The sequence below is a fragment of the Spinactinospora alkalitolerans genome (assembly GCF_013408795.1).
In the GTDB taxonomy this organism is placed as follows: Bacteria; Actinomycetota; Actinomycetes; order Streptosporangiales; family Streptosporangiaceae; genus Spinactinospora; species Spinactinospora alkalitolerans.
The window spans coordinates 4,030,957-4,042,652 of record NZ_JACCCC010000001.1; the positions used below are offsets into that span (position 1 = coordinate 4,030,957).

Annotated in this window: 11 protein-coding genes; all 11 read right to left on the reverse strand. The window is 72.6% G+C overall.

Going from position 1 to position 11,696, the window contains the following annotated elements; genetic code table 11:
• Window positions 1–185: 185 nt before the first annotated feature.
• The 11 genes from HDA32_RS17870 to HDA32_RS17920 all read right to left on the reverse strand — a co-directional run bounded on the left by HDA32_RS17870 (window position 186) and on the right by HDA32_RS17920 (window position 11,668).
• Window positions 186–1,262 carry a prephenate dehydrogenase gene (locus HDA32_RS17870; RefSeq protein ID WP_179644268.1) on the reverse strand — a complete coding sequence of 359 codons (1,077 nt, stop codon included), beginning with the start codon at window positions 1,260–1,262 and terminating at the stop codon, window positions 186–188.
• Window positions 1,263–1,719: 457 nt separating this feature from the next.
• Window positions 1,720–2,082, reverse strand: a complete 363-nt coding sequence (gene aroH, locus HDA32_RS17875) for a chorismate mutase (RefSeq protein ID WP_179644269.1) — start codon at window positions 2,080–2,082, stop codon at window positions 1,720–1,722.
• 51 nt (window positions 2,083–2,133) lie between these two features.
• Window positions 2,134–2,991, reverse strand: a complete 858-nt coding sequence (locus tag HDA32_RS32105; RefSeq protein ID WP_344731742.1) for a pseudouridine synthase — start codon at window positions 2,989–2,991, stop codon at window positions 2,134–2,136.
• 691 nt (window positions 2,992–3,682) lie between these two features.
• A complete protein-coding gene (gene scpB, locus HDA32_RS17885; RefSeq protein WP_376766967.1) occupies window positions 3,683–4,279 on the reverse strand; it encodes an SMC-Scp complex subunit ScpB in 597 nt (198 codons plus the stop codon).
• Between the two features lie 40 nt (window positions 4,280–4,319).
• Entirely contained in the window at window positions 4,320–5,159 is an 840-nt protein-coding gene (locus HDA32_RS17890) for a segregation and condensation protein A (RefSeq protein ID WP_179644272.1), read from the reverse strand.
• A 91-nt stretch (window positions 5,160–5,250) separates the two neighbouring features.
• Window positions 5,251–5,667, reverse strand: a complete 417-nt coding sequence (locus tag HDA32_RS17895) for a hypothetical protein (RefSeq protein ID WP_179644273.1) — start codon at window positions 5,665–5,667, stop codon at window positions 5,251–5,253.
• Entirely contained in the window at window positions 5,640–6,608 is a 969-nt protein-coding gene (locus HDA32_RS17900) for a ParA family protein (RefSeq protein WP_179644274.1), read from the reverse strand. Before HDA32_RS17900 ends, HDA32_RS17895 begins: the two co-directional genes overlap by 28 nt.
• Window positions 6,609–6,813: 205 nt before the next feature.
• The gene (locus tag HDA32_RS17905; protein ID WP_179646774.1) at window positions 6,814–7,818 is read right to left on the reverse strand and encodes a site-specific tyrosine recombinase XerD; all 1,005 of its coding nucleotides are present in this window, start codon (window positions 7,816–7,818) and stop codon (window positions 6,814–6,816) included.
• 155 nt (window positions 7,819–7,973) lie between these two features.
• On the reverse strand, window positions 7,974–8,606 hold the full coding sequence (locus HDA32_RS17910; protein WP_179644275.1) for an NUDIX domain-containing protein: 633 nt from the start codon (window positions 8,604–8,606) through the stop codon (window positions 7,974–7,976).
• A complete protein-coding gene (gene pyrG, locus HDA32_RS17915) occupies window positions 8,603–10,258 on the reverse strand; it encodes a CTP synthase (RefSeq protein WP_179644276.1) in 1,656 nt (551 codons plus the stop codon). The genes HDA32_RS17910 and pyrG overlap by 4 nt, the downstream gene beginning before the upstream one ends.
• Before the next feature lie 504 nt (window positions 10,259–10,762).
• Window positions 10,763–11,668 carry a hydroxymethylglutaryl-CoA lyase gene (locus tag HDA32_RS17920; RefSeq protein ID WP_179644277.1) on the reverse strand — a complete coding sequence of 302 codons (906 nt, stop codon included), beginning with the start codon at window positions 11,666–11,668 and terminating at the stop codon, window positions 10,763–10,765.
• Window positions 11,669–11,696 lie beyond the last annotated feature (28 nt).

An 11,696-nucleotide genomic window follows, 5' to 3' on the forward strand; every position in this document is an offset into this window, starting at 1 on the left:
CCCGGACCACCGGCCTGCGCGCCGCCGGGGCTCCGGGCACCCGTCCCCCAACGGGCCGACGCCCGCGAAAGCGACGACCCGAGACCTCCCGCGTCGCCGGACGCTGCGCGCCGACGACAGCCTCACCAGGCCGGCAGGACCACAGCAGGGCCTGGAGACAACGCCGCCCCTCTCCCACCACCGATCTAGGGGTGCACCGACCATCCCTGCTCGGCCAGGGCCCGGGCGAGCTCGTCGGCGGCCTCGGGGACGACCGAGAGCTGGGCGACGCCCACCGGCAGGCCGGGCGAATGGTCGATCCGGATGTCCTCGATGTTGATGCCGGCCTCGCCCGCGGCGGCGAACAGCCGGCCGAGGGCGTTGGGCTCGTCGGGGATGACCACCGGCAGCACCGCATAAGCCGGCGTGCGCTCGGCACCGTGCTTGCCCGGGATGCTGTCGTGGCCGCGCCGGCCGCGGGAGAGCAGGTCGACCACCCGTCCGGCGGCGCCCCCCTCGTCCCGCAGCGCCGCCGCAGCGGCGGCCAGGTCGGCGGCGACCGCGTCCAGGACCTCGGCGACCGGGACCGCGTTGTGCCGCAGGATCTCCAGCCACATGCCGGGGTCTCCCCCGGCGATGCGGGTGACGTCGCGCACTCCCTGCCCCGTCAGCGCGAGCGCGGTGTCGTCGCCGTCGAGCAGCCGGGCGGCCACCGCCGACGACGCCACGTGCGGGGCGTGCGAGACCAGCGCCACGGCGCGGTCGTGCGCCCGCGCGTCGATGGTCAGCGGATTGGCCCCGCACAGACGGGCCAGTTCGGTCACGACCGCGACCGCGACGCGGTCGGCCTTGCCCGTCGGGCACAGCGCCCAGGAGCGGCCGAGGAACAGGTCGGCGCGCGCGGCGCTGGGCCCCTGCTTCTCGCTGCCTCCCATGGGGTGGCCGGGGACGTAGGTCGCGAGGTCGCAGCCGAGTGCGCCCGCCTCCTCGACCACGTCGGCCTTCACGCTGGCGACATCGGTGTAGACGTGCGCCAGGCCGCGGTCCTGGGCGTCGCGCAGCACGGCGGGGATGGCGGCCGGGGGCGCGGCGATGACCGCGACGTCGGCGGGGCGGCGCGCCCGCCCCGGGTCCAGGGCCGTGCCGGCGCCGAGATCACAGGCCAGCCGCAGCGCGGCGGGGTCGCGGTCGGCGAGTCCCACCTCGGTGCCGTGCCGGCGCAACGCCAGAGCGATGGAGGTGCCGATGAGCCCGGCACCCACCACCACCGCACGCTCGATCATGCTCGCTCGTCCCCCGTTCCCGCTGCTCCCGTGGTCCCCCAGGGTAGAGCACGAGGCGGCGGGTCCCGTCGCGACGGCCCCGGGGGTTCTGAGGCCTGCTCCCGAGGGGGTTGGTAGGCCCACTCAAGGAGGAGGTCGGTGCGGGTGCGGTTCTCTCGCGCGCGGCCGAAGGCCCGACGAGTGAACCGCGCACCCGTGCGCGAAGCAGGCCCACGTCCCGGGCACAGGCCGAAACCACGGTTTCGGCCTGGACCACAGGGCACCCAGTGTGCTTCGCGCGGAGCCGGGCGATCCGCACACGGGCCTACGGCCACACGGCGGGCCGTCCGTTTATCCGCGAGCCCCCGTGGCCGGGCTGACAAGCTCCCTGAGGCCGAGGGCGAAGGCCCTGTGGGCCAGGGGCGACCGCGCACCATCGGCGCGGCCGCCTCCGACCGGGCGGGCCTGCCTGCCTGCTCTACTGGGCGATGTCCAGGCGCAGGGCCTGGGCGCCGCCCAGGTAGACGTGGTGCAGCTCCGAGCGCGGCCGGTCCGTCTCCACGTGCGCCATCAGCCGGACCACGCGCGGCAGCGCGCGCGGGACCGCGATCTCGGTGGCGCACATCAGCGGGACGTCGGTGAACCCGAGCTTGCGCGCGGCCAGCGCCGGGAACTCCGAGGTGAGATCGGGGGTGGCGGTGAACAGGACGCTGATCACGTCGTCAGTGGTCAGCTCGTTGCGCCGCATGACCTCCGACACCAGCTCCGCGGTCGCCGCCAGGACGAGCTCGCGCTCATCGGAGTCCACCTGAACCGCACCGCGGACCGCTCGTACCGCCACTTGTCGTCCTCCGCTGTCACTCGTCGTCTCCCGACCGTGCCCGGCCGGGGCCTACATCCCTGCGGCAGTGTAGAGCTCGCTGATCTCCTGCGCCGTCAGCGCCCGCATCGTTCCCGGTTTGAGGGTGTTCAGACCGATCGGCCCCACCTGGGTGCGCGCCAGGTCCGAAACGGGGTGGTCCACCGCGTCCAGGAGCCGCCGCACGATGTGCTTGCGCCCCTCGTGCAGCCGGATCTCCACCAGCGCCTTGGGTTCGACGTCGTCGATGACGCGGAAGGAGTCGACCTCGACGAGGCCGTCCTCCAGCTCCACGCCGGAGCGCAGCCGCCGGACGACCTCGCGCGGCACCGGGCCGGGGACCTTCGCGATGTAGGTCTTGATCACCTTGTAGCGGGGGTGGGTGAGCCGGTTGGCGAGCTCGCCGTCGTTGGTGAGCAGGATCAGGCCCTCGGTCTCGGTGTCGAGCCGCCCCACGTGGAACAGCCGCTCCTCGGTCTGGCCGGCGTAGTCGGCGAGGGTGGGTCGCCCCTCGGGGTCCGACATGGTGCTGACCACGCCGCGCGGCTTGTTCAGCGCGTAGTAGAGCAGGTCGGGCGCCGTGGCCACCCGCATGTCGTCCACGCGGATCTCCGACTTCTCCGGATCGACCCGGGCGCCGAAGCGCCGCACGACCTGGCCGTCGACGGAGACCCGCCCGGTCGCGATCAGCTCCTCGCTGGCGCGCCGACTGGCCACGCCGGCCTGGGCGAGCGCCTTCTGCAGCCGGATGCCGCCGGGGACATCGACGTAGGTGTCGCGCTGCTCGTCGGAGCGGTCGTCGTCGCCGGGATCGTACTCATCGCGCAGGGCGCGCAGGCGGGCCTGGGCGGCGCTGGACAGCTCGCGCTCGGCCCGGCCACCGCGCGGCAACCGGCCACCGCGCTTCTCCCCGGCCGAGGGGCCGCGTCCGGAGGAGCGGGGGCCGCCGCCGCGCGCCCCGTCCCCGCCGCGCCCCTGGGAACCGCGGTCGTCGCGGCCGCGGAAACCACGGGAATCCCGATCGCCGTAACGGCCACCGGAACGCTCATCACGCGACCGACCATAGGAACCGCGATCATCACGGCGGTCACGACCACCGCGCTCATCACGATCCCGCCCCTGGGAACCGCGGTCGTCACGGCCGCGGAAACCACGGGAATCCCGATCGCCGTAACGGCCACCGGAACGCTCATCACGCGACCGACCATAGGAACCGCGATCATCACGGCGGTCACGACCACCGCGCTCATCACGATCCCGCCCCTGGGAACCGCGGTCGTCACGACCGCGGAAACCACGGGAATCCCGATCGCCGTAACGGCCACCGGAACGCTCATCACGCGACCGACCATAGGAACCGCGATCGTCGCGATCGCGACCCTGGTGCCGGGCGTCGCGGTCGCCCTGGCGCGCGGGGCCGCGCCGCTCCTGGCCGTCGCGCCGCTGCGGACGGCCGTCGTGGTCGCCGCGCCGCCGCGCGCCGCCGGAGGTGGTGGAATCGCCGCGCTCACCGCGCGGGGTGGACTGGCCGCGCTCACCGCGCCGGCCGTAGGAGCCCCGCTCGCCGCGGGGACCGTTGTTCTTACGTGGTGGTGTATTCACCGGTGTCGTCGAGACCTTCGATGTCGTCGGGCAAGAATGGTGCGATGTCGGGGAGCTCGTCGAGGCTGCGCAGACCGAGGCGCTCCAGGAAGTACCCGGTGGTCCGGTAGAGCAGCGCGCCCGATTCGGGATCGTGGCCGGCCTCTTCGATCAGTCCCCTCAATACGAGGGTACGCATAACACCGTCACAGTTCACACCGCGGACGGCCGAGACCCGGCCCCGCGACACCGGCTGGCGGTAGGCCACGACCGCGACGGTCTCCAGCGCGGCCTGGGTGAGCCGCACCTCCTGGCCTTCGCGCAGGAAGTGCTCGACGATGCCCGCGCACTCGGGCCGGGTGTAGAAGCGCCACCCCTCGGCGACCTGCCGGAGGTCGAAACCGCGGCCCTGCTCGGTGTACTCCCGCGACAGCCCCGCCAGCGTCGCGGTGATCGTCTCCACCGGCAGCCGGAACGCGCGCGCGAGGTCGTACTCCTGGACCGGCTGGTCGACCACCATCAGCACCGCCTCCAGATCGCGCCGCAGCTCCGCCGACACACCGCCGGAGCCCTCGGCCGCCGCACCGTCCACGCTCACGTCGCCTCCCGTCTTCGTCGTCCGCCGTGCTCGGTCGTGCTCAGTCCTCGCCGTCGTCGTCCCCGCCCCCGCCGACCGGTCCGTCCCGCCCGTAGTCGTCGGAGACCGAGACCTCACCCTCCGCGCCGCCGGTCCAGGTGATCAGCAGCTCCCCCAGCGGCTCGGGCTGGTCGAAGCCGACGTTGGCGGCCCGGTACAGCTCCAGCAGCGCCAGGAAGCGCGCGACGACCTCGAAGGTACCGGTGCAGTCGGTGGTCAGCTCGGCGAAGGTCATGCTCCCCCGCGCGCGCAGCGCCTCCACCACCAGCGCCCCCTGCTCGCGCACCGACGTCCTGCTCTGGTGGATGTGGGTGACGGGGACGCTCGGCGGCTCCTTGGGCGTGAGCACGCGCACGGCGAGGGCGGCGAACTCCTGCGGCCCCAGCCGGATGAACACGTCGGGCCGCGCCTCGGCGAAGCGCGGCTCCAGCGTGACGGCGCGCGGGAACCGGCGGCCCTGGGTGAGCAGCCGCTCGGCCAGGACCGCCGAGACCTCCTTGTAGGCGCGGTACTGCAGCAGCCGCGCGAACAGCAGGTCGCGGGCCTCCAGCAGGGCGAGGTCCGCCTCGTCCTCGACGTCGCCGCGCGGCAGCAGCCGCGCCGCCTTGAGGTCGAGCAGCGTGGCCGCGACCAGCAGGAAGTGGCTCGCCTGGTCGAGGTCCCATGAGTCCCCGTGCGCCTTGATGTAGGCGATGAACTCGTCGGTGACCTTCGACAGCGCCACCTCGGTGATGTCCAGCTTGTGCTTGGAGATCAGCCCCAGCAGCAGGTCGAAGGGGCCCTCGAAGTTGTCCAGGTGGACCTGGAAGCCACTCCCGCCGGTCGCGTCCTCAGCGGTCATGCCTGTTGTGCGTGCAGAGATCGAATGCGGTCATGTCCTCAAGAGTGGCACCGATGCGGCGCCCACCAGGTCCTCACCTTCGCTTTCCCCGTCAATTGTCACTGAGCCGCTGCACCAGCATGCTGGAGTCGCCGTGCTCCTCGAAGTCGGCGAGCAGCACCGCGACCGCCTCGCGCACGATCCGTCCCCGGTCGCTGGTCAGACCGTGGTTGGCGCGCAGCGTCAACCGGGTCTGCTCCAGCGCGAGAAGTTCGGCGGCCGATATGTAGACCGTGATCTTCTCGTCGTGGCGCTGCCGTCCGCTGGGCAGCGGCGCGCGCCGCTGCCGCTGCTGCCGCGGCCGGTGTCCCCGTTCCTGCGGGACGTCGGCCTCGGGCGCGGTCGCCGGTCTGGGCGGCGTGGCGGGTGGCGCGGGCTCGGGCGGAGTACTCGGGGATGCGGTCGTGGAGCGGAAGAACAGCTCCGCCGCACCCGGCAGGGTCACGCGCCGTGACCGCTGAGAGGCCACCTAGCCAGCACCTCCTTGGCCAGTTCCCGATAGGCGTTGGCACCGGCCGACGAGGAGTCGAACCGGGTTATGGGCTCGCCCGCGACGGTGGCGTCGGGGAAGCGGATGGTCCGGTTGATGACCGTGCTGTAGACCTTGTCGCCGAAGCCGTCGATGATGGTGGCCAGCACCTCGCGCGCGTGCAGCGTGCGCGGGTCGTACATGGTGCCGAGGAAGCCGTCGATGACCAGGTCCTCGTTGAGGCGCTCCTGGACCTTCTGGATGGTGTCCATGAGCAGCGCCACGCCGCGCAGCGCGAAGAACTCGCACTCCAGGGGCACGATGACGCCGTGCGCCGCGGTGAGCGCGTTGACCGTGAGCAGGCCGAGCGAGGGCTGGCAGTCGATGAGCACGACGTCGTAGTCGTGCATCACCGGCGCCAGCGCGCGGCCCAGCATCTGCTCGCGGGCCACCTCCCCCACCAGCTGCACCTCGGCCGCCGACAGGTCGATGTTGCTCGGGATCAGGTCCAGGCCCTCGATGCCCGTCTTGAGCAGCACGTCATCGACGGTGACGTCGCGCTGCATCAGCAGGTTGTAGACCGTGAGGTCGAGTTCGCGCGGGTCGAGCCGGCCCAGGCCGACCGAGAGCGCCCCCTGCGGATCGAAGTCGACCAGCAGCACCCTGCGGCCGTACTCGGCGATCGCCGCCCCGAGATTGATCGTCGTAGTGGTCTTGCCGACCCCGCCCTTCTGGTTGCACAGTGCCACGACCCGCGCCGGGCCGTGTCCGTCCAGTGACACCGGTTCCGGAAATTCCGGTTTCGGTCTGTTGATGCTGGTCAGTGCCGCCCCCGTACTGCGTGTTTCCCCCCATGGGCTGCTCGCCGGATCGGCCACCATGTCCTCGTCGGCGGCAGCGGTCTCGACCGCGTCCGCCTCGTCGTTTCCCGACCAGCTCACAACCCTTGACCTCCCTACGGACCAGCCATGACCGGCCGGTTCAGACGCACCGGTTGACTGGCCGTCGGAAAAACTCAATATGTCGACAGCGCTTAACCGTCGTGCGGCGACTCTAGAACTTCGGCATCAACGAATCAACGCGACACTCTAAGGGGCCGGGGACCCCCGGCATCAGGGGATTTGCCCCGTCTGTCCCTTCGTGATCCTAGGTGGTGGCGATCGCGCGGGGGTGACTGGCCGCGTAGACCTCGCGCAGCCGGTCGACCGTGACCAGGGTGTAGACCTGCGTCGTGGTGACCGAGGCGTGCCCGAGGAGCTCCTGCACGACCCGCACGTCGGCGCCGCCGTCGAGCAGGTGGGTGGCGAAGGAGTGCCGGAGCGTGTGCGGTGAGACGTCGCTCAGTCCCGCCCGCTCGGCCGCCGCCCGCAGCACCGCCCAGGCGCCCTGGCGGGTCAGCCTGCCGCCGCGCGCGTTGAGGAACAGCGCGGAGGTGCCGCGGCCGGAGGCGGCCAATGCGGGGCGGGCGCGGACGAGGTAGGCGTCGACGGCCCGGCGGGCGAACCTGCCGATCGGCACCAGCCGCTCCTTGCCGCCCTTGCCCCTGAAGCGCACGACGCCGACCTCCCCGCTCTCCTCTCCTCCGCTCTCGGCGCGCAGCCGGTCGATGTCGTCGACGTCCAGGCCGACCGCCTCCGATATCCGGGCCCCGGTGCCGTACAGCAGCTCCAGCAGGGCCCGGTCGCGTAGCGCACGCGGGCCGTCGGCCGACTCCACGGCGGCGAGCAGCGCCTCCACCTGGTGCAGGGAGATCGCCTTGGGCAGCCTGCGCCGCGGGGAGGGCGGACGGACCTCGTGCGCGGGATCGGTCGCCGTGAGCCCCTCGCGCAGCGCAAAGCGGTGCAGGCCGCGCACCGCGACGACCGCGCGGCCGGCGGAGTTGACGCCCAGCGGCGGATGCTCGGCGTCGCCCTCGCGCAGGCCGCGCAGGAACGCGGTGACATCGGCCGCGTCGACCTGGGCCAGTTCGGTGCGGCCGCGGCCGGCCAGGAACGCCAGGTAGCGGCGAAGGTCGCGGCGGTAGGAGGACAGGGTGTTGGCGGCCAGCCCGCGCTCGACGGTGAGGTGGTCGAGGTAACCGCGCACAGCGGAGACCAGCGCGGGCGCCGGCTGCACGCCGCGGAGATCCTGCTGCTCGGCCGTCGTCGCGATCAACTCCCCGGTATCCGGGGGAGATCATGCCACAGAGTGGGACGACTCGGCGCCCGGGACACGGCGATTCCCGGGCAATGCGCGCACCCGCGGCCCGGGGAGCGCGTCCCCGGGCCCGGTGGGCGTCGGCGGCCGGCGGCCGGCGGCGGGGGAGGTCAGGCCGGGCGCAGGGTGCGGAAGCCGTCGCGGGCCGCGGCCTGAGCGGCCAGGATGCCGACGACGGTGGCGCCGTTGTGCAGCCGCCCGCACAGCACGGCCGCGGCGGCCTCATCCAGGGGCACCCATTCGGCCGGCATGTCGGCCTCCTCGTGCACCCGCTCGAAGTCGATCTCCTCCGCCGGGACCTCGGTGAGGTCCCGGGCCAGATACACCTGGATCCGCTCGGTGGAGAAGCCGGCCGAGGGGAAGAAGTCGGCGAGCTCGTGCCAGAGGGCGGCGCGGTACCCGGCCTCCTCCAGCAGCTCCCGCTGGGCGGTGCGCACCGGCGGTTCGCCCTCGACGTCGCGCATGCCGGCCGGCAGCTCCCACAGCTGGTGGCCGACCGCGTGGCGGTACTGGCGCAGCAGCAGCACCCGCTCCTCGGCGTCCAGCGCGAGGGCGACGACGGCGCCGGGGTGGACCAGCCTGTCGCGCTGGACGACCTCGTCGCCGCCGTCGCCGTCGGGCATGCGCACCCAGTCGGTGCGCATGCCGGCCTTGGCGCCGCTGTAGCGGTCAACGCTCTTCTCGACCGGCCAGGACTCCGGGTAGTCGGCCACCCGGGTCATCGCCCGCTGCTCACCGGTCATCGGCGCTCGCCGACGCTGCCGGCGCCGTGCTCCAGGGCCGCGGTGATCAGGCCGGAGAACAGCGGGTGCGGGCGGGTCGGGCGCGAGCGCAGCTCCGGGTGGGCCTGGGTGCCCACGAAGAACGGGTGCGCCTCGCGGGGCAGCTCGGCGTACTCGACCAGGTGGCCGTCGGGCGACAGCCCCGAGAAGACCATGCCGGCCTCCTCCAGGCGGACGCGGTAGGTGTTGTTCACCTCGTAGCGGTGCCGGTGCCGCTCGGAGATCTCCTCGTCGCCGTAGACCTCGCGCACGACGGAGCCCTCGGCGAGCCTGGCCGGGTACAGGCCCAGCCGCATCGTGCCGCCCATGTCGCGCTCGCCGGCGATGACGTCGGTCTGGTCGGCCATGGTCGCGATGACCGGGTGCTTGGCCTTGTCGTCGAACTCGGAGCTGTTGGCGCCGTCCAGGCCCACGATGTCGCGGGCGTACTCGATGACCATGCACTGCAGGCCCAGGCAGATGCCCAGCAGCGGGATCCTGTTCTCGCGGGCGAAGCGGACCGCGCCGAGCTTGCCCTCGATGCCGCGCACGCCGAACCCGCCGGGGATCAGCACGCCGTCGACGCCGTCGAGCTCGCTGGCGGCGCCCTCCTCGCTGGCGCAGTTGTCGCTGGCCACCCAGCGGATGTTGACCCGGGTGTTGTTGGCGAACCCGCCGGCGCGCAGCGCCTCGGTGACCGAGAGGTAGGCGTCGGGCAGGTCGATGTACTTGCCCACCAGCGCGACGGTGACCTCGTGGTCGGGCTGGTGGACGCGGCGCAGCACGTCGTCCCACTCGGTCCAGTCGACGTCGCGGAAGGCCAGGCCCAGGCGTCGCACGACGTAGGCGTCCAGGCCCTCGCGGTGCAGCACCTTGGGGATGTCGTAGATCGAGGGGGCGTCGGGCGTGGAGACCACGCCGCCCTCGTCCACGTCGCACATGAGACTGATCTTGTTCTTCAGGCTCTGCGTGATCGGCCGGTCCGAGCGGCACACGATCGCGTCGGGCTGGATGCCGATGCTGCGCAGCGCCGCGACCGAGTGCTGGGTGGGCTTGGTCTTGAGCTCACCGGAGGGGCCGAGGTAGGGCAGCAGCGACACGTGCAGGAAGAAGCAGTTGTCCCGGCCGATCTCGTGCCGGATCTGGCGCACGGCCTCCAGGAACGGCTGCGACTCGATGTCGCCGACCGTGCCGCCGATCTCGGTGATGACGAGGTCGACGTCGGCGGCGTCCATCGCGTAGATGCGGGACTTGATCTCGTTGGTGATGTGCGGGATGACCTGCACGGTGTCACCCAGGTAGGCGCCCTGGCGCTCCTTGGCGATCACGCTGGAGTAGATCTGGCCGGTGGTGACGTTGGCCGAGGCGGACAGCTCGGTGTCGAGGAACCGCTCGTAGTGGCCGATGTCGAGGTCGGTCTCGGCCCCGTCGTCGGTGACGAACACCTCGCCGTGCTGGAAGGGGTTCATCGTTCCGGGGTCGACGTTGAGGTAGGGGTCGAGCTTCTGCATGGTGACCCGCAGGCCGCGCGACTTCAACAGCCGCCCGAGGCTGGAAGCGGTGAGACCCTTGCCGAGACTGGAGGCGACGCCGCCGGTGACGAAAAGGTGTTTGGTACTCGCGGCGGATGCCAAAGTGATGCTCCCGTGGTCGAATGGCTACGGATCGCCCGAAAACGACGGGCGACCGTGCGGCGCCCGAGCGGTGGCGGCGGTTGGTCCCGCCGACGACCTCGGACTCCACGGGCCACCAGGATAACAGCGTCGTCCATCTGCACCGGTATCCGGCTCCGGCGACACGGCCGGGCCGGCCCGGCTGCGCGACTGGCCGGCCGAGCACGGGAACGAGTGCCTCCGGCAGGCGCGCACGTGGAACGGCTGGTCGGCCGAGCGGCACGAACACGCCCAGCGCGAGCTGCTCACCGCCGGCGCCGTCGCCGGCGGTACGAAAGGGCGGCCGCACGGGTTCGTGCCGGTCGCCCGCCGCAGACGGCCGGGGCCTTGAGCAGCGGCGATCCCGCGGCCTTTCGCGTCGCCGGACGCCGCGCGCCGACAGCATCCCCACCAGGCCCGCAGAGCCGCGGCGGGGACTGAGAACAATCCCGCCTCCCCGTCAACGATCTGAGACGCCCCGGCGGGTCACTCGGGCGCGGGGAAGCCCCCGGCCCGGCCCAGCAGCGCCGGGGGCTCCTTGTCCAGCCGCGACCCCAGCCACGTCCCGGCGGCGGCGATGCCGCGCATGTCGACGCCGGTCCGTACGCCGCTGCGGTGCAGCATGTAGAGCAGGTCCTCGGTCGCGATGTTGCCGGTGGCCGCCGGGGCGAACGGGCAGCCGCCGAAGCCCCCGATGCTGGAGTCCAGCACCGTGACGCCGTGCTCGTGGGCGGTGAGGGCGTTGGCGTAGCCGGTGTTGCGGGTGTTGTGGAAGTGGCAGCGCAGCCCGGCCCCGCCCGCGACGGCGCGCACCCGCTCCACCAGGTCGGCGACCTGCCCGGGGACGCCGACGCCGATGGTGTCGGCGATCGCGATCTCGACCGCGCCGGAGTCGGCGGCGCGCCGGGCGATGTCGGCCACCCGCTGCGGCGGGGTCTCGCCCTCGAACGGGCAGCCGAACGCGGTGGAGATCGTCGCGCTGACCGGCATTCCCGCCGCGTGGGCCGCCTTGGCGATGTCGTCGTAGGCCGCCAGCATCTCCTCGGCGGTGCAGCCCTGGTTGCGGCGGCAGAACACGTCGGTGGCCGGGATCGCCACGTTGACCTCGTCGACCTCGGCGGCCAGCGCCCGGTCCAGTCCCCGGCGGTTGAGCACCAGCCCGATGTAGGACACTCCGGCGTCGCGGCGCACCGAGGCCATGACCTCCTCGGCCCCGGCCATCTGCGGCACCCGCCTGGGGTTGACGAAGCTGACCGCCTCGATGCGCCGGACCCCCGCGGCCACGGCTCGGTCGATCAGCTCGACCTTCTCGGCGACCGACAGGACCGCGGTCTCGTTCTGCAGGCCGTCGCGCGGCCCGACCTCGACGATCTCCACCTGCGCGGTATCCATGCCCGGACCACCCTTCGAACTCGTCAAC

Coding starts and splice junctions, on each gene's coding strand:
- HDA32_RS17870 (WP_179644268.1), bottom strand. CDS start 1,262: ATGATCGAGCGTGCGGTGGTGGTGGGTGCCGGGCTCATCGGCACCTCC.
- HDA32_RS17890 (WP_179644272.1), bottom strand. CDS start 5,159: ATGACCGCTGAGGACGCGACCGGCGGGAGTGGCTTCCAGGTCCACCTG.
- HDA32_RS17910 (WP_179644275.1), bottom strand. CDS start 8,606: ATGACCGGTGAGCAGCGGGCGATGACCCGGGTGGCCGACTACCCGGAG.
- HDA32_RS17920 (WP_179644277.1), bottom strand. CDS start 11,668: ATGGATACCGCGCAGGTGGAGATCGTCGAGGTCGGGCCGCGCGACGGC.